A 24,069-nucleotide genomic window follows, 5' to 3' on the forward strand; every position below is an offset into this window, starting at 1 on the left:
CCGCCGCCAGATACAGCAGGACCGGAGAGCCCAGCCCCCCCGCCCCGACGACGAGCACCTTCGCCCCCTTCAGCCGCTTCTGCCCCGGCCCCCCGATCTCGCGCAGGATGATGTGGCGGGCATAGCGGTCCAGCTCCGCCTCGCGGAAAGTTCCCGTCGGAGGTGCAGCCTTCACGTCCTCGACCTTCCGCCGCCGCACGGCCCGCAGCGCCTCGCGGTAGCCCAGCACGACGGCCGCCAAGAGGCCGAACACCGACCAGCCCCGGAAATCGCCGCCCACGGCGCGGGCGAAAGGGTTCTCCACCTGGATCGGAAGGTGCGCAACCATCAGGATCGCCCACCACCCTGCCGCAAGCCACAGCCAGCGCGCGCCCCAGCCGCGCCAGCGACCCATGGCCCATAGGCCGAAAAAGCCCATCAGGCCGATCATGACCGGAACCCGGTCGACCCGAACCCGCCCGTCCCGCGCGCCGTCTCGTCCAGCGCCTCGACCACGGCAAAGCCCACCTGCACCACCGGCGCGACCACGACCTGCGCCACCCGATCTCCGTGCCGGATCAGATAGGGCTCGGTCCCGAGGTTGATCAGCGCAACCCCCAGTGGCCCGCGGTAATCGCTGTCGATGGTCCCGGGCGTGTTCGGCACCGTGATCCCATGCTTCGTGGCCAGCCCCGACCGAGGCCGCACCTGCATCTCAAACCCCTCAGGGATCGCGACCCGGATTCCCGTCGGGCAAATCGCCCGCTGCATCGGCGCCAGCGTCAGCCCCCCCTCGCGCGTTTCTGGAGGGAAGTTCGCGCAGAGGTCCGCCCCCGCCGCCCCCGCGGTCTGGTAGGCGGGCAAGGGCAGGCTGCGGTCCGCCCAGTCTTCCCAAAGAATGCTCACGACAGGGCGCAACCCATCCCCCATTTCATGTCTCCAAATATCCCCGCCGGAGGCTCCGACATTGGAACTTAGCGCAACGCCTCGGCAATGCGCGCCGCCAGCCGCCGCGCGACTTCGTCCTTGCCCATCCGCGGCCAGGCCTCGGCACCCGCGTCAGAGATCAGCGTGACCGCATTCTCCGCGCCCCCCATGATCCCCGTCGCGGGGGACACGTCGTTGGCCACGATCCAGTCGCAGCCCTTGCGCGCCCGCTTGGCAGTGGCATGGGCCACCACATCCGTCGTCTCGGCCGCAAAGCCTACCACGAGGCGGGGCCGCTGCGCCCCTTTCGAGACGGCGGCCAGAATGTCCGGGTTCTCGGCGAACTCCAGCGCCGGGGCCTTCCCCGATCCGTCCTTCTTCATCTTCTGCACGCTCGCGTTGGCCACCCGCCAATCCGCCACCGCCGCCGCCATCACCGCGGCGTCGGCAGGCAAAGCCGCCTCGACCGCCGCCGCCATCTCGCGCGCCGTCTCGACCCGGACTACGGCCACTCCGGCCGGAGGCGGGACCGCGGCCGGCCCGGTCACGAAGGTCACCCGCGCGCCCAGATCGCGCAGCGCCGCGGCCAAAGCCGTCCCCTGCGCCCCCGACGAGCGGTTTGCGATATACCGGACCGGATCGATCGGTTCATGCGTGGGTCCCGAAGTCACCACCACATGCCTACCCGCCAGGGGACCACCACCCAGCGCCGCCTTGATCGCCTCGACGATGGCCGGCGGCTCGGCCATCCGGCCCGGTCCATACTCGCCACAGGCCATCTCGCCCTCGTCCGGGCCGACCACAAGCACCCCGTCCGACCGCAAGGTCGCCAGGTTGCGCGCTGTTGCCGGGTGCTCCCACATCCGCACGTTCATCGCCGGCGCCACCAGCACCCGCTTGTCCGTCGCGAGAAGCAGCGTCGAGGCAAGGTCATCCGCGCGCCCCGTGGCCATCTTCGCCAAAAGGTCCGCCGTCGCCGGGGCCACCACCAAGAGGTCCGCCGACCGCGACAGCTCGATATGTCCCATCTCGGCTTCGGAGGTCAGGTCGAACTGCGTCTCATGCACCTTCGACTTCGCCAGGGCGCCCACCGACAGGGGCGTCACGAACTCCGCCCCCGCCCGCGTCAACACCGGGGTCACCGAGCCCCCCGCCTTCTGGATCAGCCGGATCAGCTCCAGCGCCTTGTAGGCCGCGATCCCGCCGCCGATGATCAGAAGTATCCGCTTGCCAGCCAGCATCGGCAGGACTCCCATAACCTGCCTCAAGGTGTAGGGGTCGCCCCGCGCAAACTCAAGGCATCCGGAGGTCCTGTCACGGTTCCGCTCCCCAGGTCACCACCGCCCAAGGCACCGCCCGTCACTTTCCCTTCGGCAGATATCCCCGCCGAAGGCGGAGCCAAGCGCGACGGCGCGCAGGCGACCTAAAAGGCTCGCGCCGCAAGGCGCTCAATCTGAAAACCGCCCGATGCCCTCGGCGCTCAGACCAGGAAGTGACGCACTTCGCGCGACTGGATTTCCAGGCTGCGGCGCATCTTGGCGAAGGCCGCCGCTTCCAGCTGGCGCACCCGCTCCTTCGACAGGCCCAGCTCCTCGCCCAGCGACTCCAGCGTCCGGCCCTCGTCCTTCAGCTTGCGCTCGGCGACGATGTAGCGCTCGCGCGCGTTCAGGCCCTGCATCGCCTTGACCAGCCAGCCGCGCAGCCGCGCGCCGTCGTGGGCACCTTCCACGGCCTCGGCCGCCTGGACGCCGTCGTCTTCCAGCGCCTCGATCCACTCGCGCCCATCCTCGTCCGAGGACTGGGTCGCGTTGAGCGAATAGTCGCTGCCGGAGAGGCGCCCTTCCATCATCTCGACATCGGCCACCGGCACGCCCACTTCGGCGGCCACCATCTGGCGCAGCTGATGCTGGTCCAGCACCTCGCCGCGCTGGGAGGCCTCGCGCTCCAGCTTGGCCTGCACGCGGCGCAGGTTGAAGAAAAGCGCCTTCTGGCTGGAGGTCGACCCGGTCCGCACCATGGACCAGTTGCGCATCACGTAGTCCTGGATCGACGCCTTGATCCACCAGACCGCATAGGTCGAAAAGCGCACGCCCCGCTCGGGGTCGAACTTGTCGGCCGCCTTCATCAGGCCCAGCGAGGCCTCCTGGATCAGGTCGTTCATCGGCGCGCCGTAGCGACGGAACTTCGAGGCCATCGAGATCGCCAGCCGCATATAGGCGGTGATCAGTCGGTGCAGCGCGCGTTCGTCGCGATGATCGCGCCAGGCACGGGCCAGACGCAGCTCGGTTTCCGCGTCCAGCAGCTCGGCCTTCATCGCTTGGCGCGACACGCCGAGATCGGTATATCCGTCTAGTGCCATGACCACCTCCAGATTGTCCTGCCGCGGCTTTCCCGCCTGTTCTTGTCCCTTCTACGAGGCAACCCCGTGACCGGATCACTTCCCCACCTCACACTTGTCATCGGCGGCGCCCGGTCGGGGAAATCGACCTTCGCCGAGGGTCTGGTGACGGCAAGCCGCGCCCCCCGCCGCTACATCGCCACTGCCGAAGCCTGGGATGACGAGATGCGCGACCGCATCGCCCGCCACCGCGACGACCGGGGACCGGCCTGGACCACAATCGAGGCGCCGCTCGATCTTGCCGGGGCGCTCCGCTCGGCCCGCCCCGGCGAGGCGGTGCTGGTCGATTGCGCCACGCTCTGGCTGACCAACCATCTCCTGGCCGAACATGACCTGACCGCCGAAACCGCCGGTCTGATCGCGGCACTCGCTGCCTGCCCTGCCCCGGTCGTCATCGTAACCAACGAGACCGGCTGGGGAATTGTTCCGGAGAATGCGCTCGCCCGCCGGTTCCGCGATGCGCAGGGCCGCCTGAACCAGCGGCTCGCCGCCGAGGCGGACCTGGTCGTCACCGTCATCGCCGGACTGCCCCTGGTGCTGAAGGGCGCCCTGCCCTGACCGGTCCCGCCCCCTGCCCCCGTCCCCTCCATTTGCCGAGCTTCCGATGACCCGCTTCTGGCTTGTCCGTCACGGTCCCACCCACGCCAAGGCGATGATCGGCTGGACCGACCTGCCCGCCGACCTGTCCGATCTTGCGGCGCTGGCCCGGCTGAACGCGCACCTGCCCGTCGATGCGCCGGTCATTTCGTCGGACCTGTCCCGCGCCATTGCCACTGCCGACGCGCTGGCGGGACGGCCGCGTCTTCCCCACGACCCGGGGCTTCGCGAGATCCACTTCGGGGCTTGGGAAACCCGCACATTCGCCCAGATCGACGCCGAAAGCCCCGCCCAGATCCGCGCCTTCTGGGAAACCCCGGGGGACACGCGCCCTCCCGGCGGCGAGAGCTGGAACGACTTGGCGACCCGGACCTCGGCCGCGCTCGACCGGTTGCAGGGACAAGCTCCAGACATCATCGTCGTCGCCCATTTCGGCCCCATCCTTGCCGCCCTGCAACGCGCCGGAGCCATGACTACAGCACAGGTCTTTGCGCACAAGATCGACAACCTGTCGGTGACCTGCCTGACGCTCGACCCACCCGCGATCCATTCGGTCAATCACCGCGCGTGATGGCCGCCGCCACAATTCGTCGTTTTCCTTCCCCGCCGAGAGCGGCTTAATGGGCGCGAAAGGATGCCTCCCATGACCTATGACCTCGTGATCGGCGACCGCGCCTATTCCAGCTGGAGCCTGCGCGGCTGGCTTCTGTTCGATGCCTTCGGCATTCCAGTGCGGACGATCTCGGCGCGGCTTTACACCGACGAACTCGCCACCGTGCTGAGGGATTTCTTCCCCGCCCGCACCGCTCCGACGATGCGCACCCCGGACGGCTCCGTGGTCCCGGAAACCATCGCCATCGCCGAGGAACTGGCGACCCGGCACCCCGAGGCCGGGATCTGGCCCGCCGCCCCCCATGCGCGCGCCACGGCCCGTGTCCTGGCCGCGGAAATGCACGCGGGCTTCACTGCGCTGCGCAGCTATTGCCCGATGAACCTGCGGGTCAGCTACACCGACTGCCAGCCGCCCGCCGAAGTCCTTGCCGACCTCCGCCGGCTGGAGACGCTCTGGTCCTGGGCGCGGCAAACCACCGGGTCGACGACCCCCTGGCTCTGCGGCGCCTACTCCGCGGCCGATGCCTTCTTCGCCCCCGTGGCCACCCGGATCGCGACCTACAACCTGCCCGTCGAAGCCGACGCCATGCTCTACGTCAACGCCCACCTCGCCCACCCCAGCTTCCGCCGCTGGCGCGCGATGGGCCTGATCGACGGCGCGGACCAGGAGTTCTACCGCCGCGACTATTCCCGGCGGGACTGGCCCGGTCCGGTGCCCCTGCCCGCAAGGGCCGTCGACGGAACCGACACGGTGAACAGCGCCTGCCCCTACTCCGGCAAGCCCGTCACCCACGCGCTCGAGCTTTACGGACGCCGCTTCGGCTTCTGCAACGCGTTCTGCCGCGACAAGACCGTGGCGGACGCCGAAGCCTGGCCGAAGTTCATGGCGCTTTACCAGTCGTAAACCATTTCCCCCTACCCGTTAACCAAGGTGAATCGGGTGGGGCGCATGAAACGGGCCATGAGACCGCAGCACATTTTCTGTCTGCAAATATCCCCGCCGGAGGCAACCCGAGCCGGTTGCGCGTCCTTCACGCGCAGAGGCGAGACAAAAGGCGCGCGCCGCAAGGCGCTCGATTTCGCAGCCGCCCCCACTCGCGGGACGGCGGCATGACCGCCCGGGCCTATACCGTCGCCTTCGAAGGGGTCGATGCCCGCCTGGTCGAGGTGCAATGCGCGGTCTCTCCCGGCTCTCCCTCCTTCACGCTCGTCGGTCTTCCCGACAAGGCGGTGTCGGAAGCGAAGGAGCGCGTCCGTGCCGCTCTGCAGGCACTGTCGATCGCGCTGCCGGCCAAGCGGATCACGGTCAACCTTTCGCCGGCGGACCTGCCCAAGGAAGGCTCGCACTTCGACCTGCCCATCGCCGTGGCCCTGCTGGCGGCACTGGAGATCATCCCGCGCGAGGACGTCGAGGGCACGGTGGCCCTGGGCGAGCTGTCGCTTGACGGGCGACTGGTCCCCGTGGCGGGCGCTCTGCCCGCCGCGATGGCCGCCGCGGTCGAGGATCGGACCCTGCTTTGCCCCAAGGCCTGCGGTGCCGAGGCCGCCTGGGTTGGCGCGTCGCGGGTGCTTGCCCCTGCATCGCTGGACGAGGTCCTGCACCACTACACCGGCCGCGCGCCGCTTGTCCCCGCCGAAGCCGGAGAGGTCACGGGTGGCCGGATCCTGCGCGATTTCCGCGAGGTGAAGGGCCAGGAACGCGCCAAGCGGGCGCTGGAGATCGCGGCGGCGGGGCGGCACCACCTTTTCATGGTCGGGACGCCGGGGTCGGGCAAGTCGATGCTTGCCGCCCGTCTTCCGGGCATCCTGCCGCCCCTCTCTGCAGCCGAGGCTCTGGAGACCTCGATGATCCACTCGCTGGCCGGACTTCTGACCGAAGGCGGGATTTCGCGCGACCGGCCGTTCCGGGAACCCCACCACACCGCCTCGATGGCGGCCATCGTCGGCGGGGGCAAGGGCGCGAAGCCGGGAGAGATCTCGCTTGCCCACAACGGGGTCCTGTTCCTGGACGAGTTTCCCGAGTTTCCCCGCACCGTCCTCGACACGCTGCGGCAACCCATCGAGACCGGGAGCGTGATGGTCGCCCGGGCGAATGCCCACATCCGCTACCCCTGCCGGTTCCTGCTGATCGCGGCGGCGAACCCCTGCAAGTGCGGCTACCTGTCGGACCCCTCGCGCGCCTGCGGGCGGGCGCCCATCTGCGGAGAGGACTACCTGGGCCGGATCTCGGGGCCGCTGATGGACCGCTTCGACCTGCGGGTGGAGGTGCCCCCGGTCGCCTTCGCGGACCTCGACCTGCCCGCGTCCGGGGAAAGCTCGGCCACCATCGCCGCCCGGGTCGCGGCCGCCCGGCAGCGGCAGACGGCCCGCTTCGCCGAGGCCCCTGAGCTGCGGGTCAATGCGGACCTGGAAGGGGCGGCGCTGGAGGAGCATGCGGCGCCGGACAGCGAGGGGAAGGCGCTGATCGGGCGGGTGGCCGAACGGATGGGGCTGTCGGCCCGGGGCTACCACCGGGTGCTGCGGGTGGCCCGGACCATCGCGGACCTCGAGGGCAGCCCGGACGTCCGCCGGCCCCACATCGCCGAGGCGATCAGCTTTCGCCTCGCCACGGCCGTCGGGGGCCTGTGACGGGCAAAGTGTCCACGGTGGACAAACGTCGAGATCCCTTCAGAATCAGATAGTTGGCGTTTTTCGTTCAGTGTTTGTTAACACTTGCCGCGCCGGGTTCATTGGGGAAGAGATGGGCCTTGTCCGGGTCGAAATCGAGGTTCATCTGCGCGCCGATGTCGAACACCGCGTCATGCGACAGCGCCGCGATCAGCGGGTTCCCGTCCTTGAGCGTCACCTCGACCACCGTCTCTGCCCCCAGCCGTTCCGTCAGCGCGACCTTGCCGTGCAACCGCCCCGCACCCTGCGCCACCGCAAGATACTGTGGACGTAGACCGAGGATCGCCTCGTCGCCGACCTTGAACAAGGCGCGCTTGCCCGACACCTCCACCGGGTCGAGCGCGGCGTTCGAGACCAGAACCTTGCCGCCGTTCACCCCCTGCACCTGCACCTTGATGAAGTTCATCGAGGGCGCGCCCAGGAAGCCCGCGACGAAGAGGTTCGCCGGGTCGTGATAGAGGTCCATCGGCGCGCCGATCTGCATGACCTGGCCGTCCTTCAGGACCACGATCTTGTCCGCGAGCGTCATCGCCTCGACCTGGTCGTGGGTGACGTAGATCATCGTCGCGCCCAGCTGCTGGTGGAGCTTGCCGATCTCCATCCGCATGTCCATGCGCAGGGCGGCGTCGAGGTTCGACAAAGGCTCGTCGAACAGGAACACCTGCGGCTTCCGGACGATGGCCCGCCCGATGGCGACGCGCTGGCGCTGGCCGCCGGAAAGCTGGCTGGGACGGCGGTCGAGCAGATGCTCCATCTGCAGGATGCGGGCGGCTTCAGCGACCTTGGCGTCTTTTTCCTCCTTGGAGGCCCCGGCGATGGTCAGCCCGAAGGCCACGTTTTCGCGCACCGTCATGTGCGGGAAGATCGCGTAGGACTGGAACACCATCGCCACGCCCCGTTGCGCGGGCGGCAGGTCGTTGACGAGGGTCTCGCCGATGCGAAGGTCGCCCGAAGAGATGTCCTCCAGCCCCGCGATCATCCGCAGAAGGGTGGATTTCCCGCAGCCCGAGGGGCCGACGAAGACGCAGAACTCGCCGTCGTCGATCTCGATGTCCACGCCCTTGATGACATGGGTCGTGCCATAGCTTTTCTTGACGTTTTGTAGGGAAATCCGGGCCATAGGCTACTCCGCCGCCTGTGCGAGGGGTTGAACGTGCAGAAGTCCGTCGCGGTCGATGACGACCGGCTCGGGGTCCATGACATAGCCGCCGAAAGTCGCCTTGCCGCTGTCGGCGAAGCCCAGGATCACCAGACCCTGGGGTCCGTCGACGATGCGGGCGGCGTAGCGGCGGCAGGGCTCGGCCCCGTCGAGGAAGGGACCGGGCGCGATGCGCCAGGGGCCGCGGGGGTGGTCGGCGATCAGGTAGTGGGTGCCGGTGACGGGTGCCTCCGGGTTGTCGCGGCGGTATTGCTCGGACCAGTGCATCGAGGAGGTGCAGAAGAGGCAATACCAGTGCGCGCCCACCTGGAAGACCTGCGGAACCTCCAGCTGGCCGAAGCCGCCATGGAAGACCGGGGGTTGCAGCGTCCAGGTCATCAGGTCGGGGGACGTGGCAAAGCCGATGGCCCCGCCGGCGTTCGGCTCCGGCACGCCCGGCACGCGGGCGGTGAAATACATCAGCCAGCCGTTGCCGTCGGGGTCCTTCATCACCCAGGGGTCGCGCATCGCCCGGTCGTGCCAGTGGCCGATGGCGTGGTCCTTCTCATAGGTGTCGGCGTTCGGCCCGGTGAGGTCCAAGGCCAGCCCGTCCCCGACGCGGGTCCAGTTGTGCAGGTCCTTCGAGGTGGCGTGGCCGATCCGCTGGTAAAGCGACTGCTCGGACTTCTGCGTGCCGGTGTAGAACAGGTGCCACAGCCCGTCGTCTCCCCGGACGACCGAGCCGGTCCAGGTCGTGCTGTCGTCCCAGGCCGCGCCGTTGCGCTGGGGCTCAAAAGTCGTCCCCATGTCGGTCCAGTTGGTCAGGTCTTTTGAGACCGCATGGCGCTGGGTCGCGTTCAGATGCCGCGCGTCGGGGTCGATCAGCGATTTCGGGGCCTGCAGGAAATACCCGTGCCAGATGTCGCCATCCTGGACATACCAGCTGTCCCAAAACCAGAGGTCTTTGTGTTTGAACGACATATCGGTCTCCGTTAACCCTTCACGCCGGTCGAGGCGATCGACGCGATGAAGGCTTTCTGCAGGTAAAGGTAGAAGGCGAGGACGGGGATGGTGATCAGGCTCAGGTAGGCCATGACCTCTCCCCAGGCGACGTTGAGCTGGAAGAAGTATTGCAGGCCGACCATGACGGGGCGGTAGCCTTCCTCCTGCGTGACCATGAGCGGCCAGAGATACTGGTTGTACATCACCAGGAATTTGAGGATCGCCGCGGTGGCGAAGATCGGACCCGAGAGCGGCACCACGATCTTGCGGTAGATCTGCCACCAGGAGGCACCCTCGACCCGTGCGGCCTCGATCAGTTCGCCGGGCAGGTCCTTAAAGTACTGGACGAACAGGAAGACCGTCAGGCCGTCGGCGATGAAGGGGACAATCTGGACGTGGTAGCTGTTGAGCCAGCCCCAGCTGAGGCCATCGAGGCCCACCCAGGGCAGGTGCGCGACCATCATCAGAAGCGGGATCGCGATGGTCTCGAACGGCAGGATCAGCGTGGCGAGGAGAAGGGCGAGAAGCGTGTTGCGGCCCTTCCATTGCACGAAGACGAAGGCGAAGCCGGCGGCCGAGCAGAAGAGAAGCGACAGCGCCACGGTGACCCCGGTCACGAGGACGGAGTTGAAGACGAAGGTCGCCACGGGCGCGCGCTGGAAGGCGTCGAAATAGTTCTGCAGGCTGATGTCGCCCACCGGCAGGAAGGCACGCAGGGTGCTTGCATCCTGCAGAAGCTGCTGGTCGGGCTTGAAGCTGGACATCAGCATGAAGACCAGCGGGAAGATGAAGATGATTGCGATCAGGATCAGGACGGCGTAGCGGGTCGCCAGTCTGAGGCCGCGGTTGTCGGCGGAAATCTGGGCCATCAGGTCTTCTCCCGCGTGAGCCAGCGTTGGATGAGCGAAATCGACAGGACGATGATGAAGAGGATGACCGAGATCGCCGAGCCGCCCGAGATGTCCTGCTTGCCGTAGCCGCGTTCGATGGCCTGGAAGACGATGGTCTGGGTGCTGTCCAAAGGTCCGCCGTTGGTCATCACGTCGATCTGGGCGAAGAGGCCGAAGGCCTGCATAGTGATGACGATCAGGATCAGGACGGCGGTGTTCCGGAGGCCCGGCCAGGTGATGTAGCGGAAGACCTGCCATTTGGAGGCTCCCTCGATGGCGGCGGCCTCGTAGAGGGTGGGGCTGATGGTCTGAAGGCCCGAGAGCCATATGACCATGTGGAAGCCCACCGCCTGCCAGATCGACATGGCGATGATCGACCCCAAGGCGGTGGAGGGGTTGCCAAGCCAGTCCACGGGCGGAATCAGGCCGAAGCTGATGGCGCCGAGCAGGTTGTTCAGCAGGCCGGACTGGCCGTCATAGATCAGCCGCCAGAGCAGCGAGACGACGACGATCGAGACCACGACCGGCATGAAGTAGATCGCGCGGAAGATGTTGATGCCCCTCAGGCGCTGGTTGATGAGGAGGGCGAGGCCAAGCGCGAGGCCCGCCTGCACGGGGGCGACGATCAGGACGAAGATGAAGGTGTTGACGATGGCCTTCATGAAGACCACGTCGCGGGCGAGGACATAGGTCCGGCTCTCACCGTCGAGGGAGAAGCTGAACCACTCCCGCATGCCCGCGAGGTCGGGGCGGTCGGGGTTGTTGCGGGTGAGCGCGCGGAGCGAGGGGTATTCCGGCGCGCCGTCCTTCATCACGATGGCGCCCGCGTCGTCGCGGACGGGTTCCAGCGTCACGGTGGCGACGCCGAGGAGTTGGCGGTAGTTGGCCATCCCCACGAACTCGGTCGCGTTGGGGCTGACGAGGCGCTGGTTGGTGAAGGAGAAGTAGAAGGCCAGGAAGAAGGGCAGGATCACGAAACCGGCGATCAGCAGGACCGCGGGTCCCGCCATCAGCCAGCCCGTCCGGTTGGACACGGTGAACTTCGACGCCATGATCGCCTCGCTTCAGGGGGAAAGGGGCTGGCGGCGCGAACCGCCAGCATAAGGCTCTGGGGAGAGCACGACCCCGAGGTCAGACCCCGGGGCCATACAGCCTTAGTGGCCGTAGCCGCCGTTCTTTTCGATGTCGGCGTTGATCTCGTCGACCGCCGCGTCCAGCGTCGCCGCCACGTCCGCGCCGTTGGCGATGTCAGCCAGCGCCTTTTCGAAGACCTTGGCCTGCACCACATAGCCCGGGGTCACCGGACGGACGAGCGCGAGTTTCGACGAGTACTCGCCGAACACGGCGAGCGGGCCGCCGGCCTTGTAGTTGTCAACCATCTCGGACGCGGTGGGCGTGGCCGGGATCAGGCCGATGCCGTTCGAGAAAGCGGCCAGGTACTTGTCCTGCAGTGCGAACTCGATGAAGGCCGCCGCCCCTTCCGGGTGCTTCGAGGTGGCCGAGACGCCGAACTGCCAGGACGCGCCACCGATCTTCGGGCCCGCGCCGAAGTCCGGCGGCGGCAGGAAGACGGTGTCCGGGAAGGCCGAGAGCGCACCAAGCGCCGCCCAGTTGCCGTTCCACGAGAAGGCATACTTGCCCGCCGCAAAGCCGCCGTCCCGGTCCGCCGGGTCCTGCGTCGCCTGGGCGTAGCCGTTGGTGAAGAGGCCCTGCCACCATTCACCGAAAGCAATCGCGGCCTCACCGTTCAGCGCGCCTTCCGCGGTCTTGTAGGTCGTGCGGTCGACGATGTCGCCGCCGAAGGACTGCAGGAAGGGCGAGAAGGCGTAGGGGTACCATTCGCCGGTCCAGGCCATGCCGAGGTCCAGCGGATATTCCCACTTGCCGGCCGCCTTGGCCGCGTCGAGCGCCGCCATGAATTCGTCCTTGGTCCATGGCTGGTCGATCGTGGGGGTGCGCAGGCCCAGTTCGTCCAGGGTGGACTGACGGGTCACCAGCGCGACGGCGGCATCCCAGAGGCCGATGGAGTAGAGCTGGCCGTTCCAGACGCCCTTGGTGCCGGGCAGGAAGTTCGCGATCTTCGATTCGTCGATCTTCAGCGGCTGCATGTAACCGGCCCAGGCCCAGTTCGGCATGTTCGGCCCGTCGACGTCCAGGATGTCGGGCAGGTTGCCGGCCAGCGCTCCGGCGACGACCGAGTCGTTGTAGGCCGCCTGCGGGAAGCTTTGCAGTTCGACCTTCCAGTCGGTCTGGCTGGCGTTGAAGTCGGTGATCAGCTCGTTGATGAGCTTCTGTTCCACTTCGTTGCCGGCGCCATGATACCACATGGTCAGCGTCTGCTGCGCCTGGGCTGCCGAGGCCCAGGCCATGATCGCGGCCGAGGCCGCGATGGTGAACATCTTCATTGCTTTTCCTCCCTGAGGGTTTTGAAACTGATCACGTTTTCGGGGCGCAGCTCGGTCACCGAGGCGCGCCAGTGGACAGGACCGGCCACCAGGACCGGGCTGTGGTCATCCCGGCCCTGGCCGGAAATGAGTTGCATCAGACGCTCGCCCGCGCGGGCGCCGAGCGCGTTGTAGGGCAGGTCCACCGTGGTGAGCGGCGGGTAGAGCGTCTCGGCGATGGCGCGGTAGTTGTCGAAGCCCGCCACGCCGATCTCGTCCGGCATCCGCAGCCCCATGCTGCGCAGGATGCCGTACACCATCATCGCCATCTGGTCGTTGCCGCAGCACAGGACCGTGGGCGGTTCGGGCAGATGCAGCATCCGGTCGATGGTGTCCCACAGAAGCTGCGGGCCAATTTCGGACTGGTCGAAGTCGACATGCTGGAGAAGCGCCGGGTCGAAGGGGATGCCCGCCTCGTCCAGCGCCTCGCGGTAGCCAAGCGGACGCAGGCGGCCCGCCACCATGTCGGGGCGGAGCGAGAGATAGGCGATCCGACGGTGCCCCGCCGCGATGAGCCGCCGCACCAGGTCGCGCTGAAGGCGGCGGTCGTCCGGCACGACCGAGGGCGTGCCACGGGAATCGAAGCAGTTGGCCAGCACAAGCGGGGTGTCGTCCGGCAGGCGCGGCAGGTTCACTTCCTGATGGTACTCGGCGACGTAGATCAGCCCTTCCACCCGGTGCGACAGGAAGGTGTCGATCAGATGCGGCACGCGGTCGTTGCGGCCCGCCGTATCGGCGATCATCACCGTCATGCCCGAGGATTCGAGTGCCCGCTGGATGCCCTGCACGATGTAGAGGTCGGGCAGGCCCTGCTGGGTCGAGGGCTGGTTCTTGGTGGAAATCGCGCCGGTGATCAGGCCGACGATCCCGGACTTCTGCGCCCGCATCATCCGGGCGGCGTTGGACCGGACATAGCCCAGGTCACGCATTGCGGCCTCGACCGCCTCGCGGGTCTTTTCGCCCACGGGACCGTCCGAGTTCAACACCCGGCTGACCGTCTTCGGCGAAACGCCAGCGCGGCGTGCAACGTCATAGATCGTCGACATGCCCCCTCCCCGAGCTGCCACCCACCGAGCCAGTGACATCGGTGTCATGACATCGGTGTCATAAGCAGCCCGAGTCTGTCAAGCGCGCAAATGGAACGGCTCCAACACCAGCGGAGGCGTCAGCTATTAAGGGGGAAGATCCAGGCTTCAGCCCGTGGCCCAGGCCGTGACGGCGATGAGGACGGCGCCCAGCGCCATGAGGAGAAGGACGAAGCGCGTGTTGGAGGCCGCGTTCCCCTGCCGACCGGATTGCAGGGGGGCCTGCCCGCCGCCGGAACGGGTTTCCGCCTGCAGCGCCATGTCCAGCTGTTCGCGGGTAATGGGGTGGCCTGCGGCTTCGTCATCCGTGCCAAGCGGTGCGGCGGCGGGGTCGGGGTAGTCGATCTTGTCCGCGCCTTCGCCACGGTCGATGCGTTGGCGCAACCTGTCGGGGTTGGCCGGCGCATCGCGCCGACCAGATCCTTGAAGAGCCACGGGTCAGGCGCCGGTCAGGCTGCGGACATGGCCCTGGTGGTCCTTCAGCGTGGGCAGCGTCTCTTCGGCGAAGTCGCGCAGCGGGCCTTCCCCTTCGGCCGCGAAAGTGTCGAAGAGGGCAACAGCCTCTTCATGGGCCTTCACCTGCAGCTCAAGGTAGGCCTGATCGAAGTTCTGGGCATCCTGCAGGGCCTGCAGCGCTTTCATGTCGGCGTCGTTCATCGCGGCCGGAACCTCGGTCTCGGCGTCCTCGGCGATGGCCTTCATCTTCTCGCCGGCAGCGGTGTGGTCGTCGATCATCTTCTGCGCAAAGGCCTGGACATCGGCATTCTGGCTGCGTTCCATCGCAAGGGTGCTGCTTTCGATTTCCAGCATGTTGGACGAAGCGGCGACGCGGGCGAAGGCGGCGGGATCGGTGGCGGCCTTGGCCACGTCTTCCGCCTTTGACGGGGCGGCCGTCTCGGCGAGCGCGAACGGGGGTGCGGCCAGGCCGAGGACAAGGCAAAGCAGGGGAGCAGCGTATTTCATGACAGGTCTTCCTTCTGTGACCTGCCGACAACCCTACGGTCTGCGGAATGTTCCTCGGACGGGGTAGACCCGCTGGGGCATCGGGTGCGGCGCGCGCGGACGGCGACGGGCTAGAAGCTGCCGGGGGGATCGCTGGCCGGGAAGCTTTCGTCTGACCGTTCGTCCACGATGTCCCAGTCGTCCGGCGGTTCGCGCATCTCCGTCCGTCCGGCCGTCCGGGCCTCTGCCGCGCGGCGGGTATGGATGTCGGCCTGGGCGTGGAACCAGAATTCCTGGGCCCTCCCATCGGGCCGCCCGGCCTCTTCCCAAAGCTGATAGGCCCGTTCCCGGATCTGCTGATCGAAATCGCTCATCTGCCTGCCCGACCTTTGGCCGATCAACCCGCGAGGGGCGGAAAGGTTGCATCCCGGGGACGACAGCTGCGCCGCGTTCCTGCCCTTCGGACCTGCGTCGGGGGTTGGACTTCCGGGGGAGAACCATTGTCTCTCCAAAGCCTAGCAGGCGCGGGCTCCGTTCTGTTTTCCCTGGTGACTAGGGAATGGCCAGAGGGCGGATCCGGGGGCATGCTAAATCACGACCAAACGAATCGAGATGAGGCGCTCATGACCCGCACCATCATCGGACTGTCCGGAAACCTGGATCGTCCGTCCAAGACCCGGACCCTGGTCCAGACGGTCGTCGCGACGGCTGCAAGCCAGTTCGATGCGACCGGGACGATCTATGACCTTGCAGATTTCGCCCCCTCCCTGGCCTCGGCACGACGTGCCGGCGACCTGGATCCTTCCGCCCGTGCGGCGTTGGAGGTGGTCCTGGCGGCGGATGCGCTGGTGGTGGGCAGCCCGGTCTACAAGGGGAGTTACACGGGCCTCTTCAAGCACCTGATCGACCTGATTGATCCTCTGGCGCTGGCGGACAAGCCGGTCATCCTGACCGCGACGGGCGGGGGAGACCGGCATGCGCTGGTGATCGAGCACCAGCTGCGTCCGCTCTTCGGCTTCTTCGAGGCGCGGACGCTGCCGACCGGCCTTTATGCCGCCGACCGCGACTTCACCAACGGCCAGCCCACCTCGCCCGCGCTTCTGGATCGGCTGGGTCGGGCGGTGGGCCAGCTTGCCCCCTTCTTCGACCGCCGCGTCATGCCCGAGGTCTTCCTCCTGGGCGCCTGACCCTCTCCCCGTCCGCCGTTCGACGTCTCCCCACCGGGGCGGCGACCGGCCTCTCCATGCCCGCTGAAAGGACATTTCCGATGACCCGCCCATCCTACCCCCGCAAGATCCGCCTCGGCGCCTTCCTTCCCGGAGGCGGCCAGCACATCGCCGCCTGGCGCCATCCAGACAGCCCCGCCGACGGGGCGACGAGCTTCGACTTCCACGTCAAGCTCGCCCAAGAGGCGGAACGCGGCCTCTTCGACGCCTATTTCCTGGCCGACGGCCTGGCCATCGCCTTCGGCGGCGGGATCGAGGGCGGGAACGCCAAGGTCGCGGGGTTCGAACCCGTGACGCTGTTCTCGGCCCTTGCACCCTTGACCAAGCACCTCGGCTTCATCGCCACGGCTTCGACGACCTATGAGGAGCCCTACAACCTCGCCCGCAAGTTCGCCTCGCTGGACCTGATCTCGGACGGACGCGCCGGGTGGAACGTGGTGACGACCGCCACCGAATCCGCCGCCCAGAACTTCAACCTCGACCAGCAGCACCCGCACGCCTTCCGCTACCGCCGGGCGGCGGAACATGTCGAGGTGGTCAGGAAGCTGTGGGACAGTTTCGAGGACGATGCCTTCCTGCGCGACAAGGAGACGGGGCGGTTCTTCGACCCCACGAAGGTGCATTACACCGACCACAGGGGCGAGCACTTCAAGGTGCGCGGTCCCCTGAACGTCAGCCGCTCACCGCAGGGCCATCCGGTCATCGTCCAGGCCGGGCAGTCGGAGGACGGGCGGGGTCTGGCGGCGGCAACGGCAGAGGTGATCTTCACCGCCCACCAGCGCCTTGATACCGCGCAGGAGTTCTACCGCGACATCAAGGCCCGCGCGCGGGGGCTGGGGCGGAACCCGGACCACATCCTCGTCATGCCCGGCGTCTCGCCCTTCGTGGGCCGGACAGAAGAGGAGGCGCGCGAGAAGTATGACCGCCTGACCAGCCTGATCCTGGAGGAAGACGGCATCGCCCTGATCAAGGGCCTGACCGGGGGCACGCTGGATTTGACGGGCGTGGACCTTGACGGTCCGCTGCCGCCCGTCGGCCCGACCGAAGGGATGAAGTCCCGCCAGGCCCTGATCCGCCAGATCGCGGACGAGAACGGCTTCACCATCCGCCAGCTTTACCAGCACGTCGCCTCTGCCCGCGGCCACTTCACCGTGGTCGGCACCGCGACCCAGATCGCCGACATCCTGGAGGACTGGTTCCGGAACGAAGGCGCCGACGGCTTCAACATCCTGCCGCCTTGGCTGCCCACGGGCCTGTCCGACTTCGTCGACCTGGTGATCCCGGAACTCCAGCGCCGGGGCCTGTTCCGCACCGCCTACGAGGGCCGGACCCTGCGGGAAAACCTGGGCCTCCCCTTCCCCGAAAACCGCTGGGCGCTGCGCCCGGCCCATGCGGCGGAGTAAGCCATGACCTTCCAGAGCCTCGACTCCTCCCCTTCGGTCTCTGTCGAAGTCCCCCCCGGCGCGGTGGCGCTGCGCCGGGGGGTCCGAACCGCGCAGGCTGCGCTGCGCCGCTATGGGTTGCTGGTCGGTTTCCTCGCCGTCTGGCAGATCGGCTCGACCCAGGGCTGGATCAACCCCACCGTCTTCCCGCCGCTGGACGCGATCCTGTCGGCGCTGTGGCAGGGCCTGACCAGCGGCGCACTGCTGGACGACATCGCGATCAGCCTGCAACGGTCCGGCATCGCCTTCGCCGCCGCCGTGGGCCTCGCAATCCCCTTGGGCCTTTTCATGGGCCAGATCCGCGCCGTCGAGCAGGCGCTGGACCCGATCCTGCAGTTCTTCCGCCAGACCTCGGCGCTGGCGCTTTACCCGGTGTTCATCCTGCTTCTGGGCCTGGGTGAGGCGTCGAAGGTCTTCGTGATCTTCTGGGCCACGCTTTTCCCGATCCTGCTGGCCACCATCGGCGGGGTGAAGGAAGTGGACCGCAAGCTGATCGAGATGGCCGCGACCTTCGGGGCCAGCCGCGCCACGATCTTCCGCCGCGTGGTCCTGCCTGCCTCGGTCCCTTCGATCTTCGTCGGGTTGCGGCTGTCGGCCACCACGGCGCTTCTCCTCCTCATCGCGGCCGAGATGATCGGGGCGAACAAGGGCCTGGGGTTCCAGGTGATGAACGCCCAGTACAACTTCCAGATCCCGCAGATGTTCGCGGCGATCCTCCTCCTCGCCACGCTTGGCCTCACGGCCAACGCCCTTCTCGTCACGCTGCAGCGCCGGCTCTGCCGCTGGGCCGACCTGACCCACTGATCCCTCCCTCAACCCAAAGGAAACGAATATGAAACTCTTCCGCACCTTCGCCCTGTCCACGGCCCTTGGCCTGACCCTGACCCCCGCCTTCGCTGACGTGACCCTGCGCTACCTCGCGGGACAGGGCGGCCTTTCCGCCTACGAACTTGCCGCGGAACTCGGTTACTTCGACGGCAAAGGCATCACGCTGGAAAACGTGGGCTACGCCCAGGGCGGCCCCGCCTCGCTGGTCGCCCTGGCCGGGGGCAGCGTCGAGATCGGCTCGGCCGCGACGGCTGCCGTCCTCAATTCCATCGCCGCGGGGAACGACTTCGTCGCGGCCTTCCCCTCGAACGGGATCAACGACGAGGCGCAGTCGGTCTTCTACGTCCTGGAGGACTCGCCCATCAAATCCATCGAGGACCTCCCCGGCAAGACCATCGCCGTGAACACGCTTGGCGCGCACCTCGACTATGTGGTGCGTGAGGCGCTGCACCAGAAGGGCCTGCCCGAGGACAGCGCGAACCTGATCGTCGTGCCAGGCCCGCAGCTGGAGCAGGTCCTTAGGTCGGGCCAGGTCGACGTCTCGGCCTTCGGCTACTGGCAGACCACCTTCACCGGCGCGGCGCTGCAGAACGGGGGCCTGCGCGCGGTCTTCGACGACACCGACGTCCTGGGCGACATCGCGGGCGGGTTCATCGTCCTCCGCCGCGACTGGATCGAGGCGCACCCCGAGGAAGCCAAGGCCTTCGTCGAAGGCTCGGTCAAGGCGCTGGACTACGCCCGCGAGAACCCTGAGGAGACGAAGGCGATCTTCGCCCGTGTCCTGGCAGAACGCGGCGAGAATGCCGAGGTGGCCCAGTTCTTCGCGGGCTACGGCGTGCGCGAGGGCGGCCTGCCGGTGGAGCGCGACATCCAGTTCTGGATCGACGTCCTGGAACGCCAGGGTGCGGTTGAAAAGGGCAAGCTCGTCGCCAGGGACATCCTTTACGTGACGGGCGACGCCCCGGTCACCAACTGAGGCCGCGATGAGCGTGATCGAGGCAACCCTCCGCGGAGAGGTCACGGTGCGTGACCTCTCCAAATCCTTCACCCTGAACGGCCAGCGCCTGCCGGTCCTTCGGAACCTCCACCTCGACATCCAGGGCGGCGAGGCGGTCGCCATCGTCGGCCCCTCGGGCTGCGGGAAGACCACGCTTCTGCGTGTGCTTGCCGGTCTGGAACAACCCGACCAGGGAACCGTCCTCATCGACGGCCATCCGGTGCAGGGCGTCGGCACCGAACGCGCCATCATCTTCCAGGAGCCGCGGCTTCTGCCCTGGTTGACCGTGCTGGAGAACGTGGGGTTCGGACTTGAGGTCCGCGGACATACCGCCGCCGAAGCCGCCGCCCGCGCGCGGCACTACATCCGCCTCGTCGGCCTGTCCGAGTTCGAGACCGCCTATCCCCGCCAGCTCTCGGGCGGCATGGCGCAGCGCGTCGGCATCGCCCGGGCGCTGACCGTGCAGCCCGAAATCCTGCTTCTGGACGAACCGCTTGGTGCGCTGGACGCCATGACGAAGCTCACGATGCAGGAGGAACTGGCCCGCATCTGGCGCGAGGAAAAGGTGACCATGGTGCTGGTCACCCATGACCTGGAAGAGGCGATCTACCTGGCCGACCGGGTGCTGGTCCTGCCGCGGGAAAAGGGCTCTGCCCCCCGGATCATCGACGTCGACCTGCCACGGCCCAGGGGGCGCAGCGAAGGGCCCTTCGTGAAGATGCGCAAACGCCTGATGGAGGAGTTCGGACTGCACTGACGGGGCGCCTTCCGGCGCGCGGGGTCAGGCGATCAGCACTTCGATCCCGCGGGCGCGGAAGGCGTTGGCGTCGGGCTCCGAGATGCCGTCGTCGGTGATGAAGGAATGGATCATCTCAAGCGAGCCGAGCCGCGTGAAGCTCGACTTGTTGATCTTCGAGGAATCCGCCACCAGGTAGACCCGGCTGGCCGCGCGGATCATCGCCTCTTTCAGCTGCAGGTCCGCGAAGGACGGGTAGGTCAGCCCCGCGTCCAGCGCGACCCCGGCCGTCGCCAGGAACAGCTTTCCCGCAAAGATGTTGCGGAAGTATTCCACCGACTTGTCGCCCGAGAGGCTGAGCGTCGGCGCCTTGAACTGGCCCCCCGGCATGTGCACCGCGTTCCCCGGCACCGCGCCCAGGATGATCGCGATGTTCAGTGCGTTGGTGATCACCGTCAGGTTCTTTCGGCTGACCAACCGCTGCGCGATTTCCGTCGTGGTAGTGCCCGCGTCCAGGATGATCGTCTCGCCGTCCTTGACGAGCTCTGCTGCGAGCGCCCCGATCCGGCGCTTTTCCTCCATGTTCTCCTGGTGGTGCAGCGTCATCGTGCCCACCTGCGCGGGCACCGTGTTCAGGAAGGCCCCGCCATGTTCGCGGGTGATCTGGCCATCCTGCTCCAGCCGTTCCAGGTCCTGCCGGATCGTGGCCTCGGAAACCTGGAAGGCCACCGCAAGGTCGCGCACGCGGGCGCTGCCTTCCTCCTGGATCCAGTCCAGGATCCGCCGCCGGCGCGGCTCGGAAAGCAGGCCCGAGACGGGCTCCTGGCGCAAAGCCTCGGGCTTCGGTTTCTGCAAAGGGGTCCCCAAAGTGACAGTGCCAAGGTGCAGCGTAATCGAGCGAAACCGGAAAACCAACCGCGCTCAGCGATTGGCGGACGCCTCCTGGGCCAGGGCCACGCGCGCCTGCAACCGGCTTTGCGCCTGGTCGATGACCACCGCCAGCACGATGACGACGCCCTTGATCACCGTCTGCCAGAAGCTGGACACGCCCATCATGATGAGGCCGTCCGACAGGATGCCGATCACGAAGGCCCCGATGATGGTGCCGAAGATGCGCCCCCTGCCCCCGGACATCGATGTGCCACCCAGAACCGCCGCCGCAATGGCGTTCAGCTCGAATGTCTCACCCGTCGCGGGGTGGGCGGCCTGCAGCTGGCTCGCGATGATGACGCCCACCAGCGCGGCGCAGAAGCCCGAGAAGGCGTAGACGAAAAGCTTGACCCGGTCGACCTTGACCCCCGAAAGCGCTGCACCCCTTTCGTTGCCGCCGACGGCGTAGATGTGGCGGCCCAAGGGGGTGCGGCGCGAAATGTAATGCGCCCCAAGCGCCACGCCGATCATCAGCCAGACCATGACCGGCAGGCCGAAAAGCGTTCCGGTTCCGATCAGCGGGAAGCTGGCCGTGCCCATCTCCTCGGACCCGCCAAGATTTGGGAAGGTCCGCCCGCCCGAGGACAGCAGCGCCGCCCCGCGCGCGATGTAAAGCGTGCCAAGCGTGGCGATGAAGGGCGCAACGTTGAGACGCGTGATGAGGAGGCCGTTGACCAGGCCGACCCCGATGCCGACCGCGAGCGTGATGCCCACGATCTCGATGGTGTTGAACCAAATAGTGTAGCCAAGCCCGGTGTCGACCCCGTTCAGGACCAGCCAGCCCGCGACCATCGCGCAGAGCCCGACGATGGAGCCGACCGACAGGTCGATCCCCCCGGTGATGATGACAAATGTCATCCCGATCGCCAGCAGCGCGTTCAGGGCGACGTGCTTCGACACGATCACCGCGTTGGCGGCGGTCAGGAAGTTCGGGGCCATGACGCTGAAATAGGCCAGAACCAGGATCAGCGCGACGAAGGTCCGCAGGCGCAGGACAAGAAGCAGCCAGTTCGTCTGCGGCGCGGCAAGGGTGGCGGTCATGCGGCTTGGTCCTTCTTGTAGCTGGGCGTCGCGGCGGCGATCACGGTGGCGGCCTCGGTTCCCGCCGGGAACTCTCCGGAAATCCGCCCGTTCGCCATGACGAGGATGCGGTCCGACAGCGCCAGCACCTCGTCGAGGTCGGAGGTCACGAAGAGAATCCCCAGGCCCTGCGCGGCGAGGTCGCGCATGGTGCGGAACACCTCGGCCTTTGCGCCGATGTCGATCCCGCGGGAGGGTTCGTCCATCAGGAGGATCTTGGGCGAGGTCATCAGCGCCTTGCCGATGACCACCTTCTGCTGGTTCCCGCCCGACAGGCTTGAAACCGGGTTCTCGGGGCTTGCGATCTTGATCGTAAGGCGCTTCACGAACTCCACCGCCTTTGCGGCCTCGGCCTTCAGGTCGAGGTGCATCAGCCGGGTGAAAAGGCCCAGCGAGGAGAGCGTCAGGTTCTCGCGGATCGCCATGATCTGCACGAGGCCGTCGCGCTTGCGGTCCTCGGGGATCAACGCGATGCCGCGCGCGATGCGGCCTGCCACGTCGCGTTCGACCAGTGGCTGGCCGTCGACGAACATCCTCCCGCCCGAGGCGGGATGCTGCGCCATGATGCATTCCAGGAACTCGGTCCGGCCCGCGCCCATAAGGCCGTAAAGCCCCACGATCTCGCCCTGCCGGACCGACAGGCTGACGTGGTCCACCGCATAGCCGCCCCCGGCCCGGGGAAGCGTGATGTCTTCGGCCCGGAAGACCTCGGCACCGAAGCTCGGGGCCTGGGTCCGGGGGAATTCCTTGGTCTTCTCGCCAATCATCGCCTTGACGATCCAGGGGATGTCCACCCCCGCCATCGAGCGCGAGCCGGTGATCTCGCCATCCCGCAACACGGTGATCCAGTCGCCGACGCGGATCAGCTCGTCCAGCCGGTGGCTGATGTAGACGATCCCCACGCCCTGCGACTTCAGCTCGGCGATGACGCGGAACAGGACCTCGACCTCGGCGGCGGAGAGCGCGCTGGTCGGCTCGTCCAGGATGAGGATGCGCGCGTCCTGGGACAAAGCCTTCGCGATCTCGACGATCTGCTGCTGGCCGACCCGGAGGTGATCCAGCGGCGTGTCCGGCGCGATGTCCTGCTCCAGCCGCCGCATCAACGCCTTGGTGGCCTCGGCCTGGGCGGCGGTGTCGATGTCCACTCCCGCCCGCACGGGTTCGTGGCCAATGAAGATGTTCTCGGCCACTGTGAGGTTGGGAAAGAGGTTCAGCTCCTGGAAGACAATCCCGATGCCCGCCTTCACCGCGTCGGCCTTGGTGCGGAACTGGACCTCGCGGCCCCCCATCTCGATCCGGCCCTCGGTCAGGCTTTCGACGCCGGCGATGACTTTCATCAGCGTGGATTTCCCCGCGCCGTTCTCACCCACCAGGACGTTGACCGCCCCCATCCGCAGGTCGAAATCGACGCCCTTCAAGGCGCGCGTGCCGGGATAGACCTTGACGCCCCCCCGGATCGACAGCCCGATCTCGCCCGTCATGGCGCGACCGACAGGGTGACGGCGGTCACGAGCCAGGGGTCCGTCGCGGCCTTGAGGTCCACTGTGCCGGTAAAGCTGACCGTCTTGCCGACCAGCTCGCCCTCCGGCACCTGCAGCCCGACCGAGGCCCGGTCGTTCAGCGAGCGGGCCAGTTTGGCAAATTCGATCTGGTCGCGGAAATCGCCGAACTTGTAGAACGGCGCCACGTCGCGCAGGGACGTGCCCTTGATCACGGGTCCCAGCTGCAGCGTCAGGTCCGCCGCGCCGTCGCCGTCCACATCCACCATCGCCTTCCGCGCCCGTGAGGTGAGGTTGGCCTCGACCACCTTCCCCTCGCCCTTAACCGCGAAGTTCCAGGCCGCGCCCTCGCCCGAGCCCTTGTTGCCATGCGCCGCACCCGCGGCCTCCAGCCCTCCGGCCACGGCTGTGCGCAGATCGGCCACCGGCAGGGCCTTGGCGATCAGGGGCAGAAGCTCGGCCTCGTAGGTCTTGTCCAGAAGCGCCGCGATCCGGGCGTCGTCGCCCGCTTCACCCTCGGGGATGACGGCAGCGGCTTCGCCCTCGGGCGCGTTCTTGACGATCTTGCAGCCCGGCAGGGCAAGCGCGGCCACGAGGCCTAGCACGATGAAAACGGGTTTCATGGCGGTCTTCCAAAGGAAATCCCGGCG

The 24,069-nt window shown here is 67.5% G+C and carries 26 protein-coding genes; 9 read left to right on the forward strand and 17 right to left on the reverse strand.

Going from position 1 to position 24,069, the window contains the following annotated elements; translation table 11 throughout:
- From ACE3Q6_RS13615 to ACE3Q6_RS13630, 4 genes are all read right to left on the reverse strand, one after another.
- A partial coding sequence (locus ACE3Q6_RS13615; protein ID WP_374433241.1) for a ThiF family adenylyltransferase occupies nucleotides 1-430 on the reverse strand: 430 nt, incomplete at its 3' end.
- Entirely contained in the window at nucleotides 427-897 is a 471-nt protein-coding gene (gene dut / locus ACE3Q6_RS13620; protein ID WP_374433243.1) for a dUTP diphosphatase, read from the reverse strand. The genes dut and ACE3Q6_RS13615, both read right to left, overlap by 4 nt.
- A gap of 56 nt (nucleotides 898-953) precedes the next feature.
- Complete coding sequence (gene coaBC, locus ACE3Q6_RS13625) at nucleotides 954-2,147, reverse strand: bifunctional phosphopantothenoylcysteine decarboxylase/phosphopantothenate--cysteine ligase CoaBC (RefSeq protein ID WP_374433244.1); 1,194 nt, start codon at nucleotides 2,145-2,147, stop codon at nucleotides 954-956.
- Between the two features lie 239 nt (nucleotides 2,148-2,386).
- Nucleotides 2,387-3,265, reverse strand: a complete 879-nt coding sequence (locus ACE3Q6_RS13630) for an RNA polymerase factor sigma-32 (RefSeq protein ID WP_374433247.1) — start codon at nucleotides 3,263-3,265, stop codon at nucleotides 2,387-2,389.
- A gap of 66 nt (nucleotides 3,266-3,331) precedes the next feature.
- On the opposite strand from ACE3Q6_RS13630, the gene cobU reads away from it, so the two are divergent.
- From cobU to ACE3Q6_RS13650, 4 genes are all read left to right on the forward strand, one after another.
- Nucleotides 3,332-3,862 carry a bifunctional adenosylcobinamide kinase/adenosylcobinamide-phosphate guanylyltransferase gene (cobU, locus tag ACE3Q6_RS13635; protein WP_374433249.1) on the forward strand — a complete coding sequence of 177 codons (531 nt, stop codon included), beginning with the start codon at nucleotides 3,332-3,334 and terminating at the stop codon, nucleotides 3,860-3,862.
- 46 nt (nucleotides 3,863-3,908) lie between these two features.
- Entirely contained in the window at nucleotides 3,909-4,472 is a 564-nt protein-coding gene (locus tag ACE3Q6_RS13640; protein ID WP_374433251.1) for a histidine phosphatase family protein, read from the forward strand.
- Nucleotides 4,473-4,544: 72 nt separating this feature from the next.
- The gene (locus ACE3Q6_RS13645; protein ID WP_374433253.1) at nucleotides 4,545-5,417 is read left to right on the forward strand and encodes a glutathione S-transferase; all 873 of its coding nucleotides are present in this window, start codon (nucleotides 4,545-4,547) and stop codon (nucleotides 5,415-5,417) included.
- A gap of 206 nt (nucleotides 5,418-5,623) precedes the next feature.
- On the forward strand, nucleotides 5,624-7,141 hold the full coding sequence (locus ACE3Q6_RS13650) for a YifB family Mg chelatase-like AAA ATPase (RefSeq protein WP_374433255.1): 1,518 nt from the start codon (nucleotides 5,624-5,626) through the stop codon (nucleotides 7,139-7,141).
- Nucleotides 7,142-7,208: 67 nt separating this feature from the next.
- Here ACE3Q6_RS13650 and ACE3Q6_RS13655 read toward each other — a convergent pair whose 3' ends face one another.
- The 9 genes from ACE3Q6_RS13655 to ACE3Q6_RS13695 form a co-directional block, all read right to left on the reverse strand.
- Nucleotides 7,209-8,300 (reverse strand): ABC transporter ATP-binding protein, encoded by a 1,092-nt coding sequence (locus ACE3Q6_RS13655; protein WP_374433257.1) that lies wholly within the window; start codon nucleotides 8,298-8,300, stop codon nucleotides 7,209-7,211.
- Between the two features lie 3 nt (nucleotides 8,301-8,303).
- Nucleotides 8,304-9,299, reverse strand: coding sequence for a levansucrase (locus ACE3Q6_RS13660; protein WP_374433259.1), 996 nt, complete (start codon nucleotides 9,297-9,299; stop codon nucleotides 8,304-8,306).
- An 11-nt stretch (nucleotides 9,300-9,310) separates the two neighbouring features.
- Complete coding sequence (locus ACE3Q6_RS13665; protein WP_374433261.1) at nucleotides 9,311-10,189, reverse strand: carbohydrate ABC transporter permease; 879 nt, start codon at nucleotides 10,187-10,189, stop codon at nucleotides 9,311-9,313.
- The gene (locus tag ACE3Q6_RS13670) at nucleotides 10,189-11,262 is read right to left on the reverse strand and encodes a carbohydrate ABC transporter permease (protein WP_374433264.1); all 1,074 of its coding nucleotides are present in this window, start codon (nucleotides 11,260-11,262) and stop codon (nucleotides 10,189-10,191) included. Before ACE3Q6_RS13670 ends, ACE3Q6_RS13665 begins: the two co-directional genes overlap by 1 nt.
- A 102-nt stretch (nucleotides 11,263-11,364) precedes the next feature.
- Nucleotides 11,365-12,615, reverse strand: a complete 1,251-nt coding sequence (locus ACE3Q6_RS13675) for an extracellular solute-binding protein (protein ID WP_374433266.1) — start codon at nucleotides 12,613-12,615, stop codon at nucleotides 11,365-11,367.
- Nucleotides 12,612-13,700, reverse strand: coding sequence for a LacI family DNA-binding transcriptional regulator (locus ACE3Q6_RS13680; RefSeq protein WP_374433269.1), 1,089 nt, complete (start codon nucleotides 13,698-13,700; stop codon nucleotides 12,612-12,614). The genes ACE3Q6_RS13675 and ACE3Q6_RS13680 overlap by 4 nt, the downstream gene beginning before the upstream one ends.
- A gap of 147 nt (nucleotides 13,701-13,847) precedes the next feature.
- Nucleotides 13,848-14,123 carry a hypothetical protein gene (locus ACE3Q6_RS13685; protein ID WP_374433271.1) on the reverse strand — a complete coding sequence of 92 codons (276 nt, stop codon included), beginning with the start codon at nucleotides 14,121-14,123 and terminating at the stop codon, nucleotides 13,848-13,850.
- A gap of 54 nt (nucleotides 14,124-14,177) precedes the next feature.
- On the reverse strand, nucleotides 14,178-14,702 hold the full coding sequence (locus ACE3Q6_RS13690) for a DUF4142 domain-containing protein (protein WP_374433273.1): 525 nt from the start codon (nucleotides 14,700-14,702) through the stop codon (nucleotides 14,178-14,180).
- 110 nt (nucleotides 14,703-14,812) lie between these two features.
- A complete protein-coding gene (locus tag ACE3Q6_RS13695; RefSeq protein WP_374433275.1) occupies nucleotides 14,813-15,055 on the reverse strand; it encodes a DUF2934 domain-containing protein in 243 nt (80 codons plus the stop codon).
- A 249-nt stretch (nucleotides 15,056-15,304) separates the two neighbouring features.
- On the opposite strand from ACE3Q6_RS13695, the gene msuE reads away from it, so the two are divergent.
- The 5 genes from msuE (at nucleotide 15,305) to ACE3Q6_RS13720 (ending at nucleotide 19,931) form a co-directional block, all read left to right on the forward strand.
- Nucleotides 15,305-15,868: an FMN reductase gene (msuE, locus tag ACE3Q6_RS13700; protein ID WP_374433279.1), complete on the forward strand. Its 564-nt coding sequence runs from the start codon at nucleotides 15,305-15,307 to the stop codon at nucleotides 15,866-15,868.
- Nucleotides 15,869-15,948: 80 nt separating this feature from the next.
- A complete protein-coding gene (locus ACE3Q6_RS13705) occupies nucleotides 15,949-17,310 on the forward strand; it encodes an LLM class flavin-dependent oxidoreductase (RefSeq protein WP_374433282.1) in 1,362 nt (453 codons plus the stop codon).
- 3 nt (nucleotides 17,311-17,313) lie between these two features.
- Nucleotides 17,314-18,153: an ABC transporter permease gene (locus ACE3Q6_RS13710; RefSeq protein ID WP_374433285.1), complete on the forward strand. Its 840-nt coding sequence runs from the start codon at nucleotides 17,314-17,316 to the stop codon at nucleotides 18,151-18,153.
- 28 nt (nucleotides 18,154-18,181) lie between these two features.
- Nucleotides 18,182-19,153, forward strand: a complete 972-nt coding sequence (locus ACE3Q6_RS13715; RefSeq protein WP_374433288.1) for an ABC transporter substrate-binding protein — start codon at nucleotides 18,182-18,184, stop codon at nucleotides 19,151-19,153.
- Between the two features lie 7 nt (nucleotides 19,154-19,160).
- The gene (locus ACE3Q6_RS13720) at nucleotides 19,161-19,931 is read left to right on the forward strand and encodes an ABC transporter ATP-binding protein (RefSeq protein ID WP_374433290.1); all 771 of its coding nucleotides are present in this window, start codon (nucleotides 19,161-19,163) and stop codon (nucleotides 19,929-19,931) included.
- 24 nt (nucleotides 19,932-19,955) lie between these two features.
- Here ACE3Q6_RS13720 and ACE3Q6_RS13725 read toward each other — a convergent pair whose 3' ends face one another.
- The 4 genes from ACE3Q6_RS13725 to ACE3Q6_RS13740 form a co-directional block, all read right to left on the reverse strand.
- Nucleotides 19,956-20,765, reverse strand: coding sequence for a DeoR/GlpR family DNA-binding transcription regulator (locus tag ACE3Q6_RS13725; protein ID WP_374433292.1), 810 nt, complete (start codon nucleotides 20,763-20,765; stop codon nucleotides 19,956-19,958).
- Nucleotides 20,766-20,831: 66 nt separating this feature from the next.
- Nucleotides 20,832-21,881: an ABC transporter permease gene (locus tag ACE3Q6_RS13730; protein ID WP_374433295.1), complete on the reverse strand. Its 1,050-nt coding sequence runs from the start codon at nucleotides 21,879-21,881 to the stop codon at nucleotides 20,832-20,834.
- Nucleotides 21,878-23,401, reverse strand: a complete 1,524-nt coding sequence (locus ACE3Q6_RS13735; RefSeq protein ID WP_374433298.1) for a sugar ABC transporter ATP-binding protein — start codon at nucleotides 23,399-23,401, stop codon at nucleotides 21,878-21,880. Before ACE3Q6_RS13735 ends, ACE3Q6_RS13730 begins: the two co-directional genes overlap by 4 nt.
- On the reverse strand, nucleotides 23,398-24,042 hold the full coding sequence (locus ACE3Q6_RS13740; RefSeq protein ID WP_374433300.1) for a DUF2291 family protein: 645 nt from the start codon (nucleotides 24,040-24,042) through the stop codon (nucleotides 23,398-23,400). The genes ACE3Q6_RS13735 and ACE3Q6_RS13740 overlap by 4 nt, the downstream gene beginning before the upstream one ends.
- Between the last annotated feature and the right edge of the window lie 27 nt (nucleotides 24,043-24,069).

Source organism: Tabrizicola sp., assembly GCF_041913445.1.
Lineage (GTDB): Bacteria > Pseudomonadota > Alphaproteobacteria > Rhodobacterales > Rhodobacteraceae > Tabrizicola.